Origin of the sequence: Paenibacillus sp. FSL R5-0810 (assembly GCF_038002285.1) — a bacterium.
Lineage (GTDB): Bacteria > Bacillota > Bacilli > Paenibacillales > Paenibacillaceae > Paenibacillus_AQ > Paenibacillus_AQ lactis.
Genome location: NZ_JBBOCF010000001.1, coordinates 25,842 through 45,149, shown reverse-complemented (window position 1 = coordinate 45,149; position 19,308 = coordinate 25,842). Strand labels below are relative to the sequence as shown.

16 protein-coding genes are annotated in these 19,308 nt (G+C 53.0%); 1 reads left to right on the top strand and 15 read right to left on the bottom strand.

The features are described from left to right. The first annotated feature begins 99 nt into the window (after positions 1–99). Entirely contained in the window at positions 100–840 is a 741-nt protein-coding gene (locus MKX76_RS00160) for a Bax inhibitor-1/YccA family protein (RefSeq protein WP_213613554.1), read from the top strand. A 117-nt stretch (positions 841–957) separates the two neighbouring features. On the opposite strand, the gene MKX76_RS00155 is transcribed toward MKX76_RS00160, so the two are convergent. From MKX76_RS00155 to MKX76_RS00085, 15 genes are all read right to left on the bottom strand, one after another. Continuing rightward, positions 958–1,776: a carbohydrate ABC transporter permease gene (locus tag MKX76_RS00155; RefSeq protein WP_040737814.1), complete on the bottom strand. Its 819-nt coding sequence runs from the start codon at positions 1,774–1,776 to the stop codon at positions 958–960. A gap of 132 nt (positions 1,777–1,908) precedes the next feature. Next, on the bottom strand, positions 1,909–2,787 hold the full coding sequence (locus tag MKX76_RS00150) for a carbohydrate ABC transporter permease (RefSeq protein ID WP_077567664.1): 879 nt from the start codon (positions 2,785–2,787) through the stop codon (positions 1,909–1,911). A gap of 1 nt (position 2,788) precedes the next feature. Then, complete coding sequence (locus MKX76_RS00145) at positions 2,789–3,892, bottom strand: ABC transporter ATP-binding protein (protein WP_210094999.1); 1,104 nt, start codon at positions 3,890–3,892, stop codon at positions 2,789–2,791. A gap of 16 nt (positions 3,893–3,908) precedes the next feature. Continuing rightward, the gene (locus MKX76_RS00140; protein WP_210094998.1) at positions 3,909–5,237 is read right to left on the bottom strand and encodes an ABC transporter substrate-binding protein; all 1,329 of its coding nucleotides are present in this window, start codon (positions 5,235–5,237) and stop codon (positions 3,909–3,911) included. A gap of 373 nt (positions 5,238–5,610) precedes the next feature. Continuing rightward, positions 5,611–6,273, bottom strand: a complete 663-nt coding sequence (locus tag MKX76_RS00135) for a glycerol-3-phosphate responsive antiterminator (RefSeq protein WP_210094997.1) — start codon at positions 6,271–6,273, stop codon at positions 5,611–5,613. Further along, positions 6,266–7,147 carry a metallophosphoesterase family protein gene (locus tag MKX76_RS00130; RefSeq protein ID WP_210094996.1) on the bottom strand — a complete coding sequence of 294 codons (882 nt, stop codon included), beginning with the start codon at positions 7,145–7,147 and terminating at the stop codon, positions 6,266–6,268. Before MKX76_RS00130 ends, MKX76_RS00135 begins: the two co-directional genes overlap by 8 nt. Positions 7,148–7,605: 458 nt before the next feature. Continuing rightward, positions 7,606–8,022: a hypothetical protein gene (locus MKX76_RS00125; protein WP_210094995.1), complete on the bottom strand. Its 417-nt coding sequence runs from the start codon at positions 8,020–8,022 to the stop codon at positions 7,606–7,608. Between the two features lie 400 nt (positions 8,023–8,422). Continuing rightward, a complete protein-coding gene (locus tag MKX76_RS00120) occupies positions 8,423–8,602 on the bottom strand; it encodes a GapA-binding peptide SR1P (RefSeq protein ID WP_028404940.1) in 180 nt (59 codons plus the stop codon). A gap of 326 nt (positions 8,603–8,928) precedes the next feature. Continuing rightward, positions 8,929–9,876, bottom strand: a complete 948-nt coding sequence (locus MKX76_RS00115; protein WP_028404939.1) for an ArsR/SmtB family transcription factor — start codon at positions 9,874–9,876, stop codon at positions 8,929–8,931. 215 nt (positions 9,877–10,091) lie between these two features. After that, entirely contained in the window at positions 10,092–11,492 is a 1,401-nt protein-coding gene (locus MKX76_RS00110) for a family 43 glycosylhydrolase (RefSeq protein WP_186311201.1), read from the bottom strand. Positions 11,493–11,633: 141 nt separating this feature from the next. Then, positions 11,634–13,382: a glycoside hydrolase family 2 protein gene (locus MKX76_RS00105; RefSeq protein ID WP_210094994.1), complete on the bottom strand. Its 1,749-nt coding sequence runs from the start codon at positions 13,380–13,382 to the stop codon at positions 11,634–11,636. Positions 13,383–13,548: 166 nt separating this feature from the next. After that, positions 13,549–15,339: a glycoside hydrolase family 2 protein gene (locus MKX76_RS00100; RefSeq protein ID WP_245256036.1), complete on the bottom strand. Its 1,791-nt coding sequence runs from the start codon at positions 15,337–15,339 to the stop codon at positions 13,549–13,551. 95 nt (positions 15,340–15,434) lie between these two features. Further along, positions 15,435–16,370, bottom strand: coding sequence for a carbohydrate ABC transporter permease (locus MKX76_RS00095; protein ID WP_028404935.1), 936 nt, complete (start codon positions 16,368–16,370; stop codon positions 15,435–15,437). A 15-nt stretch (positions 16,371–16,385) separates the two neighbouring features. Continuing rightward, complete coding sequence (locus MKX76_RS00090) at positions 16,386–17,354, bottom strand: ABC transporter permease (protein ID WP_144871373.1); 969 nt, start codon at positions 17,352–17,354, stop codon at positions 16,386–16,388. A 29-nt stretch (positions 17,355–17,383) separates the two neighbouring features. Further along, on the bottom strand, positions 17,384–19,123 hold the full coding sequence (locus MKX76_RS00085; protein ID WP_210094992.1) for an extracellular solute-binding protein: 1,740 nt from the start codon (positions 19,121–19,123) through the stop codon (positions 17,384–17,386). Positions 19,124–19,308: the final 185 nt, after the last annotated feature.

Sequence of the window (19,308 nt, the reverse complement as noted above, 5' to 3'; positions counted from 1 at the left end):
AAACAGGCGAGGAATTTCGATGCGAAAAGATTTCATCTCCTAAAATATGACAACCTATGATAGAATGGACATAAAAATAGTTATTTAGGAGGCATTCATTTGTTAGGTCGTAGCGGAAATCCAACACTTAATGAGAATACGTTTGAGAGGAGCAGGCATTACAATGACCAAGAGACGATGACCATCGGCGGAACGGTGAACAAATCGTTCATGCTGCTTGCGCTGCTTATCGGGGCAGCAGTCATTTCTTGGGTCATGTTCTTTAACGGGTACGATATGTTCCCGCTTATGGTCGGCGGTGCGATCGGCGGCTTTGTGCTGGCGCTGATCATCAGCTTCGCGCCGAAGTCGGCGCCGTTTCTCGCACCGATCTACGCGGTTGCGGAAGGATTGTTTCTCGGCGCATTATCGGCCAATTATGAATCCCTCTATTACGGCATTACGCTGCAGGCGGCCCTGCTGACGATGTGCGTGTTCTTGGGCATGCTGCTTGCGTACAAGACCGGCCTCATCAAGGCGAGCCCCGGCTTCCGACGGGGAATCATCGCAGCTACGGCAGGCGTGGCGCTTGTCTATTTGCTCAGCTTTGTACTCGGATTGTTCGGCGTTACCGTTCCGTATTTGCATGACAGCACGCCGATCGGAATCGGCATCTCGATTGTCATCATCATTATCGCCGCACTGAACTTCGTGCTCGACTTTAATTTCATTGAAGAAGGGGCGCATCAGGGTGCTCCGAAATACATGGAATGGTACGGCTCCTTCGGTTTGTTGGTCACTCTCGTATGGCTGTATATCGAAATTATCCGTCTGCTGGCAAAGCTGGCGAATCGGGACTGATAGACCTTTGAAATTCCTCGAGTAATCGTTCTCGAGCCTTCCATACACAAACAAGAAGTCCGGCTAAGCGCCGGACTTCTTTCGTTTCGTCATATGAACCTTCACGAATTTCATAATCTACTTCACGCCATTGTACACGAACGCCTTAATAATCGAGCGCTGCGCGAAAAAGAACACGATCAGGATCGGCACGACGAGAATCAAGTTCGCCGCCATCAAAATATTCCATGTCGCAACGCCCTCCGTTTCCCGGATTTTCGCAATCCCGAGCGGCAGGGTTCTTGCCGTTTCATTCGTCGTCATGACCAGCGGCCAGAAATAATCGTTCCAGTGGCTGATGAAGCTGAACAGTGCAATCGTGATCAGCGCAGGACGGGCCATCGGAATCATCAGCTTCCACATGATCTTCCATTCCTTGGCCTTATCGAGCCGCGCCGCTTCAATAAGCTCTTCCGGCACCTGCTTAAAGGACTGTCTTAGCAGGAAAATGCCGAAGGCGCTGGAGGCGAAAGGCAAAATCAGCCCCAAATGGGTGTTCAGCAAATGCCACGAGCTAAGCTGCAGATAAACCGGGAGAAAAATAAGCTGAGATGGAATCATCAAGGTCACCATGACGAATCCAAACAGGATGCCTGAACCGGGAAATTGAAATCTCGCAAAAGCATAAGCCGCAGGAATCATGGTCAGCATTTGCAAGATTAGAATACCGCCCGCAATCAAAACGCTATTGAAGAAATAATGAAGGAACGGTCCGGAGTTCCAGGCTTGAATAAAGTTTTGCCACTGCGGGTCGTTCGGAATCCATTCCGGCGGAAAAATCATCGTTTCCGGCAGGGTTTTAAGCGACGTCGAGATCATCCATGCAAAAGGCAGGGCGAAGATCAGCACAAGGCCCAGCATGCCGATGATATTCAAGGCTTTCAGAATGCCGTTCATCACCTTGACTCCGCTCCATGTCTCCGGCCTTAAATTCCGTTCGGACGACTCTCTTGCTTGAACTGCTTTCTCTATTGCACTCACTTGAATTCGTCCTCTCCTTTCCGCTAACTCATCTATGCCGCACCAGGCTTATCTGTAATGGACGCGCTTGGATAGCATGCGGAAGTAAATGATCGTAAGCACGCCGACAATAATGAGCAGCATGACGCCGGCTGCCGATGCATATCCGATCTTGAAGAAGCGGAAGCCGTATTCGTAAATGTAATATACCAGCGTATTGGTCGAATTGACCGGCCCGCCTTGGGTCATGATTGCAATCGTCTCGAAAACCTGGAATGAGCCGATCATGCTCATAATCGCCAAGAAAAACAGCGTCGGGGACAGCATCGGCAGCGTAAGCTTCCGAAACGTCCGCCACCGCTTCGAGCGGTCAAGCGCGGCCGCCTCGTAAATGCTCGGCGGGATGCTCTGCAGGCCGGCAATAAAGACCAGCGTATTGAACCCGATGCCCTTCCACACGGCGACCAGAATCAGCGACATGAGCGAGGTGTCCGGGTGGGACAGCCACTGCAGCGGTGATAGTCCGAACAAACCGATCACCCAGTTCAGCAATCCGTATTCGGGATCCATGAGCCAGCTCCACAGCAGGGAAATGGACACGAGGGAAATGATGTGCGGACTGAAGATCGCGCCTTGCACGAATCCGTAAAACAATCCCGAGCGGTTCAGCCAGAGGGCGATGGCCAGCGAAATGCTGAGCGTCAGCGACACCGTGGCAAAGGTGTAGATGGTCGTATTCAGGAGCACCTGCATGAACTCTTTATCCGACAGCAGATCCGTAAAATTTTGCAAGCCGACATAATTCTTCGTCGGGCTGACGAAATTCCAATCGAAGAAGCTGAGATAGATCATATAGAAGATCGGGTAGATGAAGAATATGCCGAATACGGCAAGCGAAGGCGAGATCATGCCATAAGGCTTAAGCTTTTCCCACAAACGAGATGTCATGCTAGAGCCCCCCGCCTACCGATACCAATTCAGGAGCCTGTGCCGTGCCGATCTCTTCCCCACGCCGAACCTCAACCTGCCGAAGCCTTTGGCCCTCGCTATTGAAATAGTACAGACGCTCATAAGGAACCGTCACCGTAACCAGCGTATCCGATGTGAGCGGTTCAAGAAACGTCTTGACCGAGAACATGCCGAGCGAGGATTGGATTTGATAAATATTTTCCGCGCCAAGGCTTTCGCGGGTCAGCACCATCCCGTCCAGCCGAAGTCCTTCGATTGCAGCCGGGGCATGGAATAGCGCATGCTCGGGACGGAACCCGAAGCTGGCGATATCATGCCGCTTCCCTTGGGCCGAAGGCAGCTGAAGCTCCTGGCTTGGCAAAATGTTCATAGCCGGTGTACCGATGAATTGGGCTGCAAATACATTGGCCGGATCGTTGTACAGCGTCATCGGCGAAGCCGCCTGCTGGATAACGCCCTTGTTCATAATCACGATTTCATCCCCCATGGACATCGCTTCAACCTGATCATGGGTAACATAGACAAAGGTGGTGCCGAGCCGCTCGTGCAGCTGAATCAGCTCGGTCCGCATTTGGTGGCGCAGCTTCGCATCCAGGTTCGAAAGCGGTTCGTCCAGGATAAAAACCTGCGGCTTTTTGACCATGGCGCGCGCAAGCGCCACGCGTTGTCTTTGCCCGCCGGACAGCATTTCCGGCTTCTTTTTCATATAATCGCTAAGGCCGACGATTTCGGCGATGTCCTTGATCAGCTTCTCCCGCTCTTTCTTCGGCACCTTGCGGTTAATGAGCCCGAACTCGATGTTGTCGTAGACGTTCATCGTCGGGTACAGGGCATAGTTTTGGAACACCATGGCTACGTCGCGATCTCCGGGAGGGACCCCGTTTACGCACTTGTCATCGATCCAGATCTCGCCCTTCGTCTGCTCATCGAGGCCGGCTATCATGCGGAGCGTTGTCGATTTGCCGCAGCCTGACGGTCCGACGAGGACGGTGAAGGAACCGTCCCGAATCGTCAGATCCAAATTTTTGATGACTTCCTCGTCTTTGAAAAACTTGCTGATTCCTTTTAGCTCGATTCTGCCCATCTCACATACCTCCCGATTATTTGCTGAGCAGTGCGTTCGCCTTTTCGTTCGCCTCGTCCATCGCTTGCTGAGGCGTTACTTTCGGATCAAGCAGCGTTTTCTCGATCGCGCTCTTTACAAGTTTGGCCACTTCCGGATAGGCCGTCTCCATCGGACGCGGTCTCGCATATTCCAGCTGATCTACTGCCACTTTGTATTGCGGATATTCTTTATAGAGGGACTGCATCTCTTCGGTCTCCAGCGCCGATAAACGGGTCGGCAAGTAACCGACGTGCTTGCTTTGGTAAATGGTGCTTTCCGTTGTTGTCATGAACTTGATGAACTCCCATGCCGCAGCCTGCTCTTCCTCGCTCAGCTTGGATGTCATCACGAGCTGGCATCCGCCTGTAGGCACCCCGTAAGACTTGTTTGCCGGCATAAACGCCGTATCAAATTCAAAGTTATTTCCCTTCGAGATATCGATCGCTCCAGCTACTCCGGCCGTCGAACCGAATTTAAACGCGGAGGTTTGGTTCGCCCAGTCCTTATCCGCCGTCGCGCCCGCTTCATCGCCGACCGGAATTTTAATGAGTCCTTCGGACGCAAGCTTCTTCCAGAACTCCACCGGCTCTACCGCTTCAGGCGTGTTAAACAGGCCGGATTTGCCGTCTTCGGCAAGCACTTGGCCGCCGGATTGGGCGACAAGCCCTTCGTAGAACCAGATGTCGACCGGCATCGTCATGGCCGTAATCCCTTTTTCCTTAAGCACGCGCCCGTATTCCTCGAACTCGGCCCATGTCTTCGGTCCGGCCGGATCAAGGCCTGCTTTTTCCAGCAGCGAAACGTTCATATACATGATCGGCGTGCTGCGCATGAACGGAAGTCCGTACAGCTTTCCATCAACATAGGCATTTCCCATCAGACCGGGATTGAAATCATCGATCTTCAGCTGGTCCTTATCCTTTTCGGCAAAAGGCGCCAGCTCCTGCAGCATGCCATATCTGGCAAACGTGCCCGTCGAGGCGATTTCCAGATCCGTTACGGCCGGAGCATCGCCAGCCGCAAATGCAGCCTGTACTTTGGCGTGCAGGTCATCGTAATTGCCCTGGTATTCCGCAACGACTTCAATCTTGTCCTGGGATTCGTTGAACCGTTTGACCAGCTCCTGCTTGGCTTCCTCGATTTTCTCCCCGAACGCGTACCAATACTTGATTTGGATTTTCTCGCCGGAGGCATTGCCCGTGTTCGCCGAGACTGCGCTCGCGTTCGTTGCCGCGCCGCCGCCGGACTCGCCGCCGCATGCGGACAGCATCATGGCCATCCCCAGCATGAGTGTTAAGAAACTGCGTCTTTTTCTTCTTTTCATTTCATTTCCTCCCATAGTTTTATTTCTAAAGAATTTGCAAAATTCGATTTCAGTCGCTCCCGGGCAAAATATATTGACGAACTAAACCATTTCGTTGGGGCCATGGCTGATTCAAAATTACTCTTTGGATTTTTGCAAAATCCTCCCCTTAATGCCGTTTGGGACCCGGTCTATCAGGACTGTCTGGGCATGACAAAAAGAAACCTGAACCAAACCATGCAAAAGTCTAAGATACGGACTCCATGGTCTGTTCAGGTTTCTCCATCACTCCAACCCCATCGGCTATTTACTTGTGTGGTTAGAAAAGGCAGGTTTGTCTCTTCAACCTGCCTCCATCTTATCGCCCATATGTTAACGGGATATGTTTGAATTGTTAAACATCCGTTAAGCCAAAACTTTCCTTCCACAGCGAAGGGCTTGAAGAGGAAATGGCGGTCGCCCCGTGCGCAAGGCACTCCTCCGCGTGCTTTCGCTGCGTAAGCAGCCCCCCGGATATGATGGGGAGCTTCGTCATCTCCCTTATCTTTCCCAGCACCTCCGGAATCCGGGCAGGCATAATCTCAATAACGTCCGGCTGCACCTGGTCCAGCGATTGCGTGATGTTGGCGAGCCCCTCGGAATCGATCAGGAAGAAGCGCTGGATGGTGGTGAGCCCCAGCTTCTGCGCCTTCTTCACGACCTGGATCTTCGTCGTAATGATGCCGTCAGGCTTGATTGCATTCGCTAAATATTCCAATCCCGGCTGATCGAAGGACAAGCCGCCGATCTTCTCGACGTGAACGAATACCGGAATGTCATGCTGCTTGAACAAATCCACATAGCCTTTGATAACGCCGATGTTTCCTGTCAGCATGAATACGCAGCTTAATGTATTGCTGAATGTTAGGGCAGCTTCAAGCTGCCTGACATCCCGAATCGATGCCACGTTCCGGCGCAGCTCAAGCAGCTCCCGCAGACCAGCGGCGGATGAGCCCGCAACCTTCCCCCGCTTTTCCGAATAGGAACGGTTGGCCTTGGATGGTGTCTGATTAACCATGGCTGCTGCCAGCCTTCACTGCTGTAGTATTTTCAAGCTCGGCGTCTCCTCTCGCGAGCAAAATGCTGCACGCCCGCTCAAGCTCCCCACCTCTTGCATTTGCATTCGGACTAAAGTGCTTCATATGGCGGTGAATTTCGGGAAGCTGCCTCGATAGCTCCATGTCATCAATGTCGACGGCATGGATGTGAATATAATCGCCTTCCATTTCGACGATCCGATAAGCGTGCTGGTCCAAGCAAGCGGACAGCTGCACGAAGGTCCAGTTGTTCTGTTTCGTAATGGAATCGACATGGGTATGCCCGTTGAAGTATACGGCTGGGCCCTGTTTTTGGCTTAAAATCCGCCACATATCGATCGAAGGGTCAATCGAGCCTTTATCCCGATCCGATCCTGTCGTGGTCAGATGCACCGGGTGATGCGCGAACACAAGCATCGGCTTCGTGCCGGAGCTGACAACGATATGCTCGAACCAGCTCAGCTGCTCCTCGTCAAGCCAGCCTCCCCAGTTCGTTAAATCCATCTCTCTCGTCGTGTCCAAAAATACGAATACTGCCTGTTCCATGTCGAGCGCCTGATAACGGGCCTGGCCCGTCCTCATGAGCAAATCCCGCTTGGACTGGGAATAGGTGTCGTGATTCCCGAGCACATGAACAAAGTTCGCATCGTAACGCTCCATGATTCCATAGACTTCATCGATCTCTCTCACCGTACCGAAATTCGTAAGATCACCGAGCGAAATATGCATATCCGCTTCAGCACTCATGAAATGGTGCAGCATTCTTGTATAAAACGCATCCCTCGCCATCACCCATGCGCCAATCTGTTCGTCCGCCTCGTGATAATGCAAATCTCCAAGGATCGCCAGCTTCATCTTCACACTCTCCTTATGCGTTTTGTATCAGATCCATTATAGTAAGAGAATGTTATCCGAACGTCCCCTTTAGTAGATCGTTATGTAAAATAAGCTATTGTTTCCTAAGTGCCTTGCCTTCGGACTTAGAGCATACGCCGGATTTAGCTTTGCATGCCTGAGACTAGCATAATATTTAAGACAGGATATAGGAGGCAGCGATCTGAGCATCAGGACCTGAGCTCCAGCGATCTGAGCAGTGGTTAGGGCAGCTGGGATATAGCTGTGATGATATGGAGGTGACAAAATAACAGGGGTGAACGGCAGTGAAGATATACGGGCCTATCCGGCCGGGTAAACAAAACCCATGACCCGCCGGGATTTCCGGCATATCATGGGTTGCACGATTTCTGGCTCTTAAGATTACATGCTTGCGACTAACTAATCCCCAAGCATGACCCCGGGCTGCAATAAGCAGTTTATCGCTTGACCGCACGCATCCACGCCAAAGCAATCCCGCCCGTGACGATCCCCCAAATGGCGTTCGTTATCAGAACGCTGACGATGGCAAACGGATTCGTCACCGGTCCTTGGAGCTCGCCGGTCAGGATTGGCGAGAGAACGGCACTGATCAGGATGACCAGAATGCCGTATACAATGCCGGTATACATCAACGTCATTACAGGCTGCTTCACTCGCGCGAGCACGGCAGCTGCAATCCATACGACGGAAATGGCAACCGTAAAAATAATGCTGCCGGCGGGCTGCCCGATTTGCTGCAGCAGGCCAAGCATGCTCATAAGCGGACGAATGCAAGCGACCACAGCTAAAATCAAGATGAGCTTTGCGTGTTTTTTGCCATCCGTGACGCGGCTGTATTCTGGATAAGTTTTCATCAATGGATTCCTCCTCCGGAGCGGAAATCCGGCCGTTAACCAAGACGCCTGTCGGGAACACCTGGACAAGTCATTTGCCTCAACACAACAAGCCAAACCGGATTTCCCTCTCCCTTCTTGACCCTTATCATATCAGCCTCATGTTGCAAACTTATTGCGGTGCGTTACGGAAGCGATGAAATTTCAAATATTGTGCGCGCCCCCTCCTGCCTCTGCAATGTTTTGGTCTGGAAAGGTTATTAATAGCCTAACAGGAATTCAGAATGGTTCATTCCGCCGCTTAGTTTCTCCAATCAAAGAAGGCAGCGCTCGAACAGCGGCTGCCTTCTTCTGATGATCCTCGAGTTTCTCATCTGATAAAATTAGTTCCTAGACTAGATCCCCACAGCATCCGCTTTCGTTACGGTGCGTCTGCGGATCGTACCGATCCCTCGCCGGCCTTGTGCAGCTGCCGGCATTCCGGCTTATCGCACACGCCGTAAAACACGGCAATCTTATTAGTGTCCACCGTATCTACTAGAGAGCTGCAATGCCTGCAAATGATAACGCCCATATTGATTTGCTTCATGGAATGGTACATGTCTCACTCATCCTCTCTTGTTCTCGTTCATTTGATTCGTATGGACTTTCGGGTCCTGCATAGAATGATACTTACAACCTCAGATGCTGAACGACCTCATATATGATTCTTAAATCCAATTTGGATAACATTAATGTACACTATAAATGGAATTAATGCAATTAATAACGACCTATTTGTTCGAAATATTTTAATTATGACGTCATATATAATCAGTTGAATTTCATCTTCCTTCCTTAACCGTAAAATATGTTTAGTTCAAACGAAAAAAAACAGCCCACAGAAAATCCTCCTGTGCAGCCGTTTCAAATGCCGAATATCCAACTTTAAACGTCTTCCTCTTCCGGGTCCATCGTATATTTCACCTGCATCAAAATATTCTGCTCATGATCTCCGAATTGGCGACCGAACAGGTTCAGCCCGCCCTGGTGTACGGCATCGGGCTTGATGCCGATGCGCAGCCGCAATTTCGGGCTTTCCGAGATGCGAAGATCGCTTAAGGTAACGTCGGAAATCTTCTCCATATCCAGCGTCGTCTTCTCATGATCGACCCGCCATGTTTTGAGAAACCCATACTGCGTCGCCCAGTCATACCACCAGTTCGGATTGAGCTTTCCGCGCCGGTCGCCGAAATCGCCGGGACTGGTCCACATGCCGATCTCCACTTCGTTCACCCATACCGAGATGTTAGAAGGCCAGTTATTGTCGTAATTGGGCGCCTCGGAGCACATCTCCATCGACAGCTCCAGCGATTCGATGCGTGCACCCGCCGGAATATCCATCGGCAGCAAATATTCCAAATACCCTTTGCGCAGCCAGATGATTTGAGCGTTCACATGCTTCGGATGATAAAAGCTCGCCGGTTCGTCCTCCTTGATGATGTAGCCTTCGGCATTCGCCATTCCGCAAGTAGGGTGCACTTCGCAGTCGCTGTAATGCCCGATGGGCATGTCCACCTCATAGACATGCATGACTCCTTTGGGCATGGTATTCCTTAAATTAAGGGCGATATGAATGTCATCGTAATTCCGGCTGCATACCTTCATCGCTCCGCGGGATGCCGGAAGCAATTCCGTATTGATCAGCTCTGCCGCTTCCAATACCTTGATGTTGCTGGCGACGGTCGATACGGGAAGATTAAGCGTCTCCGCGATTTCCATAATGTTTAAGTTTTTGGAATTCAAGAGGCGAAGAATATCTACCCGGGAACGCGTCGACAAAGCATGGGTTACCTTAACAAGCTTCTCCGGGTCGTTAAAACTAAGTTCCAGCACGAATCCGCTCCCCTTTATCTTAATCGTTACAATCATCTTACTTCGAACGGTAGTGAAAAACAATGACGCCTGCCGGTGCTGCCGCTTGGCTTTTCATGATGCTGATCGATTGCGGAATATGAATAATGGAAGGAAAAGGACCTCCGGAAAATCCGGAAGCCCCTCTCGATTGGATTCGCCTTCATTTCAATCACGCGGTACCCGTGTCCTGCATCTTAATTCGCCGGTTTAATATCAAAGAAGTCAATCTCGCCGTAGCCTTCACCTTTCGTAAACCGGATCTTGTTGGCTCCGGCTTTCAGTTGGACTCTGGCTGTGGACAGCCCCCAATTCTCCCAGCCTTTATTCGTGATGTGGAACCGGCTCGGCTCGCCCGAGTTTACGCTCAGCTGCAGATAGGACCAGCCGCCCCCGGCCGTCCCGTTGGCGGTGCGCGCAAGCAAAATATACTCGCCTGCCTCCTGGACGTGAACGTTAAAATCCACGAAGCTCTCCGGGGTATCAATATGACCTGCCTTCAGGCCGCCTGAGCCGTTCGGGCTTTCCGATGCATAGGCCGCCCCGCCGAAAGCTCCCTCCTCCCCTTCATACCGGAGATGGGCCGGTTCGCCGGAAGGCAGAGGAATCGGCGTGTTCGGATCGACCGGTTCGCCGAGATTCGGCGTGCCATCCGCATGCCACGTGAATTTCTGCATCCGAACCTCCCGGTTCCACCCGGCATTATTGTATTTGGCTACATGATACATGATCCAGTCCTCCGTATCATCCGGAGACTTCGTGAACGAATGGTGGCCGGGACCGTAAAGCCCGTTGCCGGACTTGAAAATAGGCTGGTCCCGCTTGGTCCATGAAGCGGGATCCATAGGATCGCTGGATACACTGGCGGTGATCAGTCCCAAGCAATAGTCGTTGGTCCAGCTTCCGCTTGCGGAATAGACAAGAAGAATAAGACCGTCCCGGACGATGACCTGAGGTCCTTCATTGACATGGGGAACATGATTCGTCTCCCAGCTGTACGTCGGCCTGGATATCTCCACCCGCTCCGAGTCGATGGTCCATGGATTGCTCATATGGGCGATGTACAGGTTCTGACGGACGTTGACGTCTCCTTCCCAGCCGGACCAGATGAAATACAGCTCCCCGCCGTGCTGCAGCACCGTCCCGTCAATCGCCCATTTGTTCGTCGGATCGGTGATCTGCCCCTTGTATTCCCACGTGCCTTGGGTCGGATCCGGCGATTTGTTCTCCATGACGTACATGCGGTGATTGACATTGTCTCCGTCATCCTTGGCGTAGTAAATATACCAGGCGCCGTCAATGTAATGCAGCTCCGGTGCCCAAATGTTGCAGCAGCCCGTGTTTACCACCGCTGTAGGGGCCGCATCAATCGTAGTGAGCTGGGCGGATTTCCAGATCGTCACGTTGCCGCCGGTCGTTTTCGTGAAGTAGTAATAGCCGTCCGTATGCTTATACACCCAAGGGTCTGCCCCCTCCTGCATGACAACGTTATAGAAGTTGTTCTGAACGGAGGCCGCTTGCGAGGTCTGGCCGATCGGAAAAACAAGCAGCGCGCATATCGACAGCAGCAAGGTGTTCCTGAAATTCTTATTCATCATCCGGTTCACGTTCCTTTCGGTACATGTATGATCATGCTCCAAAACGGCTATTCGGCACGGCCCGCCTTCGAAACCGCTGCGGGCAGCATTATTAGTTCCTGCTTAGCGCGTTTCGGCCACAGGATGGCAAGCTCCCGGATATCAATCCTCGATGGCCGCTTTACGCGAATTGATGCGGCGGATGACCTCGGGGTCAAACTTCGCCTTTCTTTCGTAGGTATACAACCCGTTGACTTCCTGTTCCACGTCGTACAGCTGCGTGTAACAGAATCCGAACATCATCGGATGATCCAGCAGCGTGCTCGTTAAACCCTCGTAACGCGCAAGGAATTCTTCTTCGGAAGCCGGTCTCTCGCCGTACCCCCAGGCCTTCCCGTCCCTTTGGTCCGGGTTCCACCATATCCCGCCGTACTCGCTGACGAAATACGGCTGCCCTCCATAGGTTTGCCGGTTCGGAAACGTATTGTAAACCTCGCCGCCGTCCTTCATCGACTCAAATTTTTGGCGGAACGTCTCCGGATTCTGATCATAGTCATGAATGTCGAAGATATCGGTGACGACATGGAAGTTCCCGCTGGTGTCGATCACCGGACGGGTTGGATCCATTCGCTTCGTCACCTCGTAAACAATGCGAAGGACATCGTTATGCTGCTTCGTGCCATCCTTATCCCACGTTTCGTTAAACGGGCACCAGCCGACAAGCGCGGGATGATTGAAATCCCGCTCTACGCCTTCCAGCCATTCCGGCAGAAAACGGGACACCGCTTCAGTCGTCGTGATATCCAAGCCCCAGTTCGCGTGCTCGCCCCATACCAGATAGCCTAGGCGATCCGCCCAGTACAGGAAGCGCGGCTCAAAGATTTTCTCGTGAAGCCTGGCCCCGTTAAAACCGAGCTCCATGGAGAGCTCTATATCCCTGCGAAGATCCTCATCGCTCGGCGCCGTGTAGATGCCGTCCGGATAAAAGCCTTGGTCCAGCACAAGGCGCTGAAACACGGATTTGCCGTTAATCCGGAATGCCATGCCGTCAAGACGTAGGGTCCGAAGACCGAAATACGATTGGACGGAATCGCTTGGGCTGCCCTGGTCGGTCAAAGACAGGGCCAGGTCGTACAGCCGTCCGTTTCCTGCTTCCCACAGATGGATCTCCGACAAGGGAACGGTCAGCTTAACCGAAGGTCCGGATACGATCGCGCCGGCTTCGCCGACAAGCCGGCCGTCGAAATAGGCGGAAGCGGCAAGCCGCTCCCCGGCCGCACTCCCTTCGACCGCAATCTCGAGATGCACGCAGGCATTATCCGGATCCCCCACCAATTTCATCGACGCCATATAAGCCTTTGGCACATGCTCAAGCCATACCGTCTGCCATATCCCTGTCGTACGGGTGTAGTCGCAGCCGTGCGAGTGGTATAACCCGCTCTGCTTGCCTCTCGGCTGGCGCCCCGAACGAACGTCGTCCTCCGCATATACCGTAATGACGTTGCTGCCCGGCACGACATGGGACGTAATGTCGAAGCTAAACGGCGTGTACCCTCCGCGGTGCGAGCCGGCAACCGTCCCGTTCACCCATACCTCGGCTGCATAATCGACGGCGCCGAAGTGGAGCAGGATCCTGCCCCCGGCCCAGCCTTCCGGCACGGTGAACGCCCGTTTATACCATACAGCGGCCATAAAGTCTTTATATTCTACGCCGGAGAGCTTGCTCTCCGGACAGAAAGGCACCGTGATCGTCCCGGACAGCTGGTATCCGGGATCCGTCAGGCCGCGGTCCTTGCCGCTCTTGCCGTGGTCGATTTCAAATTGCCACTGGCCGTTCAGATTGGCCCAATCGGACCGGACCCATTGGGGTCTCGGGTACTCGGGGCGCGGGATATTAGATGAATGAGTCATGGTCTACTCCTTTTATGTCTGGATTGTTTTATATTTCAGCATTTTGCAAAATTCGATTCAAGCCGCTCCAGGGTACAATATATAGACGAACTAAACCGTTTCGCTCTATATATTGCTGATTGAAAGTCGCTCTGTGGATTCTTGCAAAATCCTTATTTACAAAAGCCTATCTTGCCATTTCGGGATCAGCCTGCTGCGACTCGGTACGCATATCCGGTTCCGGACTAAGCGGCTCGGTTAGCGTCCCCGTCATAATCCCGCGGATCTTCGCAAGCGGCGCTTTCGGCCGCCTGTCGTAGGTGAGCAGACCGTTGATCTCCTGCTCGACATCGGTCAGCTGCGTATAACAGTAGCCTTGAACGACCGGCGAGGTCAGCATCGGGTCGACGACGGCCTTGAGCCGGATCAGGAAATCCTCCTCGCTGTCCGCCCCCGAGTATCCCCAGCCCTCCCACTCGCTCTTCTTGAAGGCGATGCCTCCAAACTCCGATACGAGAATGGGCTGCCCTTGATAGGAAGCGCCTCCGACGAAAATGCTGCGGTTGGCCGGCATCGCTTCCACGGCGGATTGCACGCTCTTATACCGCTTCTCCAGCACCTCTTGACGGCTCTCATAGTCGTGAATCGTGACCAGGTCGGTGGTCATATGCTCCCAGCCGTCGTTGTACACCACCGGCCGCGTATCATCCAGCGATTTCGTCAAATGATACATGGCCAACCCGTGCTGCTGCTGCCGGCTGTCCATGCGGACATTCGGGATTCCCCAGCTTTCATTCAGCGGAACCCAGGTGACGATGCACGGGTGGTTATAATCCCGCTCGATGATCTCCTGCCATTCCTTGGTGAAGCGGCGCACATATTCTTCGGAATAGTCATACGCATTCGCCGCCTCGCTCCACACAAGCAGCCCGAGCCGGTCGCACCAATAAAGGAATCTTGGATCCTCCGTCTTCTGGTGCTTCCTCACGCCGTTGAAGCCCATCTCCTTGGTCAGCTCCACGTCGCGTCTCAGCGCATCGTCCGAAGGAGCGGTTAGGATGCCTTCCGGAAAATACCCCTGGTCCAGCACCAGTCTTTGATAATACGGCCGGTTATTCAAGCACAGCTTGCCGTCCTCGATCGACACCTTCCGCATGCCGAAATAGCTGGCAACCTCATCGACGACCTCTCCGCCGCATACGAGCCGAAGCTCCAAATCGTACAGATTCGGATGCTCGGGGCTCCACAGCCGCCCAAGGCCATGATCCGTGAAATCCCCGAGGCCGATGGTCCGCAGCTGCTCGCCGCTGCGGATCGAATATTGATCCTCGGCCACGACTTCGTTCCCGTACGCTACGGTAACCTGAAGCTTTATATCATCTGCCGCCTTCAATCCTTCAACGAAGGTGCGAATCCGGATTTCATTCCGATCGATATCCGGCGTAACCACCGTTTTTCTAAGGTGCACGGCGGATAAAGGCTCCAGCCAGACGCTCTGCCAAATGCCCGTCGTCCGCGTGTAGAAGATGCTGGCCGATTTCTCAAGCCAGTATTGCTTTCCCCTCGGCAGCGTAACATCACGGCTGAAGTCCTCGGCCCTGACCACCAGCGTGTTGCTCCCTTCAACGAGGAAGCGGGTAATATCCGCTTGAAACGGTGTGTGGCCCCCTTCATGAACAGCCGCAAGCTGCCCGTTAACCCAGACCTTTGCCAGATAATCGACGGCGCCGAAATGAAGCAGAATGGTTTTTCCCTTCCAATTATCCGGGATGTGAAAGCTTCTTCGATACCACACCACGTCATGGAAAGAGGGATCCCCGATGCCGCTCAGCTTGCTTTGGAACGCGAAGGGCACGTTGATCTTTCGGGGGAATGAAGCGGAGCCGTCCGCCTCATACCACCGTTCCTGCTCGCCGACGTCTCCGTCGTCAAATCCGAATTCCCACTCTCCATTAAGGCTCAGCCATGCCTTGCGCATGAACTGGGGCCTCGGATATTCCGGTCGCGGAGGCTGCGTATGGTTTGTTTCTGTCGTCAAGATGTCATCCACTCCTCATCGATTCATTGTTGTATCTATCCTTTGATCGAGCCTACGTAAACGCCTTTAACAAAATACTTCTGCAGGAACGGGTATACCATTAAAATCGGCACCGTCGAAACGACGATCGCGCAGTATTTCACCAGCTCCCGGAAAGCGTTCGCGCTCTGGGCGCTGTTAATGACGACGCCGCCGGCGCTTCCGATCGACGTTGCCGTGGCGTCGTTCGCCACCAAAATTTCCTTCATTAACAGCTGCAGCGGGAACAGCTGCCGGTCTTTAAGCAGCACCATCGCATTAAACCAGGAGTTCCAGTTCCCGACCAGGTAATACAAGAAAATGACGGCGAGCGTCGCTCTCGACAGCGGCAGGATGACGTTGACCAGAATCTTCGCCTGGCCTGCGCCGTCGATCACGGCCGCCTCCTCCAGCTCCCTCGGTATGGCCTGGAAGGCGGTCCGCAGGATGATGATGTTCCATGTGCTGATGGCGGTCGGCAGAATCATCGCCCACAGATTGTTGTACAACCCGATGTCCTTCATCAGCAGGAACCAAGGAATCAGGCCGCCGCCGAAGAACATGGTGATGGTGATCAGGATCATGATGAAATTTTTGAAATACAAGTCCCGTCTGGACAGCACGTATGCCCCTAATATCGTCATGACCATGTTGACTAGCGTGCCGAGCCCGACGTAGATCATCGTGTTTTTATACCCGTTGAGCAGGCTGTTGTCTTTGAATACCAGCTTATATCCGTCAAGCGTGAATCCAAGCGGCTTGAACAGCGCGCCTTTATGCGCAATCAGAGCGGTAGGGTCGCTGACCGAAGCGAACAGGATATGCAGGATCGGGTAGAAGCATACCAGCGTCAACGCGGCCAATAATGTATAGTTTGCGAAATCGAATACGAAGTCTCCCACCGATTTATGCTTTCTTTTACCTCGTGCTTTGATCTTCTTGTTATCGATCATGGCCATCTCCTTCCCCTACCATAAGCTGGTTTCCGATCTGCGCTTCACGATGTAGTTCGTCACCCAGAGCAGCCCGAAGTTGACGATGGAGCTGATCAGCCCCACCGCGGCGGAATAGCTCAGACTGGCTTCCCTGAGGCCCCGGCGATACACGTAGGAAGCGATGACGTCGGCCGTCTCGTAGGTGAGCGGATTGTACAGCAGAATGATTTTCTCGTAGCCGGATGACATCAGGCCGCCGATCGCGAAAATAAACAAGATAATGATGACCGGACTGATCTGCGGCAAGGTGATGTACCACATTTTCTTAACCCTGCTGACGCCGTCGATTTCAGCCGCCTCGTACAATGCCGGATCGATCCCGCTCATGGCGGCCAGATAAATGATGCTGTCCCACCCGATGCTCTGCCAGATGCCGGAGAAAGTATAGATCGGCCGGAAGAATGAGGAGTACCCCAGGAGCGAAGAGTACTCTTTGCCTGTAATGAACTGCAGCAGTTGAGTAATAATTCCTTCATCCGCCGTGAAAATATGGATGATCCCGCACACGACGACCAATGAAATGAAGTGCGGCATGTACGTAACGGTCTGCACGGTTCGTTTGAACTTGGACGACCGGACCTCATTCAGCATTAAAGCGAGAATGATCGGCGCCGTGAACCCGAAGGCGAGAGCCCACACATTCAGCATCAGCGTGTTCTTGACGACCCTCCAGAAATAAGGTCCTTGGAAAAAATCGATGAAATGCTTAAAGCCTACCCAGTCGCTTTCCCCGAATCCAAGCAGCGGCTTGAAATCCTTGAAAGCGATCATGACGCCCCACATAGGGCCGTAGCAGAAGATCAGGTACCATGCGATCACGGGCAGCGCCAATAAGTATACGAACCAGTTCTTCTTCATATCCCGCTTGATCAGCAGGCTCTTCCGTAGTTTGGCTTCCGCGGGAGCCGGGCTCATCTTCCTGTTTTTTCGAATGATCTCCATGATTCAACCACCTATTCCCGATATGGAAGCTATCGTTGGTTATACCGGTCCAGCGCCGCCTGATGGAGACTTAAGAATTCGTCCAAGCCCATGCTCTGCGCTTCCTTCAAAAACTGGTCATATGCATTCACAGGCAGCTCGCCCATGATGATCTTGGCAAAATACTCTCCCCGAAGCGTAGACAGCTGGTTTCCAAGCTCGGCCTCGCGCGATGCCTCCTCTTTGGTGAAGGTGATCGGCGGCATGGCCATGCTGGTGTCCATGTTCTCTGTCCAATATTTCCGGATATCTCCGGAATAGCTTCCCTTCGCCACGATCAACGGGTTAGCATGATGCTCGTCGCGAATGTTCGGCCAGCTGTGCATGCGGTATTTCCACAGCGTCGTGGCGACCGGCTGTCCGTCCGGATCATTGTAAATGTAGCTGTTCTCAGGGAAATACGGCATTCCCTTGTCATCCACCAAATGAACGGTGCCATACTCGCCGAAGTTGATCAGTTCCCATCCCTTTTTGCTGTAGTTAAAGTCCAGCCAAGCCATGGCTGCTTCCACATTGTCCGCTTGGGTCGTAATCGCCGCCTCGGTGCCGGTGCGCATGAAGTTTTTGTACGTCGTCGCCGATTTATCGCCTTCGTTCAGGATCGGATTCAGCGCACCAACGAAATCGATGTCGTTCTGTTCCTTCCAATAGCTCCACATCGTATCCGGGGAGTCCATGATGACCGCCGTATCGTCTGAAATGGCGCTCGCCATCCGCTGGTTGAAGTCGGCCGTTGCCCAATCGCGGTTAAGGAGACCCTCCTTGTTCCACTTCTGCATGGTCGCCAAGTACTCTTTCGCTTTCGGCTGCGCAGGCCCCCATTGCACCTTGCCGTTCTCGTCCTGGAAGGTCCAGTCCCATACGCCGTAAGCGCCGTTAATGATGCCCGTAAAAATTTGGCCGTAGCTCGATCCGTAGTTCAGCGGGGTCTTGTATCCGACCTCCTGGCATTTCTTCAAGAACGCGTACCATTCGTCGATGGTGTTCGGCACTTCCATCCCCGTCTTGTCGAGGGCTTCCTGCTTGATCAGCATGCCGAACCAGGTCCATTCCGAATACGGAGCGATTCCGTAGAAGCCGAGCAGCCTCCCGTCGTCCGTCACCGTCGTCTTTCTTCTCATCTCGTGGGAATTGCGCCAGGCCGTATAGTTCGGAGCATGCTTCTCCATCAGGTCGGTCAGGTCGATATAAGCGCCGTCGTTAACCCCGGCTTCCAGGCCCCCGGGATACCGGCCCGGTTCAATGATGATGTCCGGGAGCTCGCCGGAGGAGATCATCAGCGTGAATGCATCCGCTTCCTGTCCTACCGGCGGCGTGATGAAATTCACCTTGATCCCGGTCAATTTCTCGATCTGTTTCTGAACGGCATGGTTGTTCATATCCGGTATATTGGAGTTGGCAGGCATCCAAACATCCAGCACGACCTCTTCCTTGAACGGATAGGCGGAGTAATCGCTTGGAATGACTTCGTCGTATACATCGCCGAGGTATGTATCGTTCAGCGTGTTGTTCACCTCGTCGATTTGCTCTTGCGTCGGAGCCGTATTGCCGCGGATGCTTGCGCTAATGTCCGTAAACTCGACCTCATTCTTCTTCTCGGTGGACACGGCCTCTTCGTTGCCTTCCGGCTCATCCTTCCCGGAGCCGCCGCCGCTGCATGCGGTTATGGCCGAAATCATCAGTATGGAGATCAGGAATAAATGAATCACACGCTTAAATTTCGCTTTCATCGTAATCCTCCCATAATCAAAATTGGTTGACCTTCCGTTCCAAAAACCCGCTCTTGCCTACTTCCCCCTTTTCGAAATCAAAATGCTAAAGGTCTCTCCACAAACACCCTTGTTTAATACAATAAAACCGTATCTTTAATCGAAGTATAGGCATGATTTCATCATCTGTCAACGCTTTCATACAT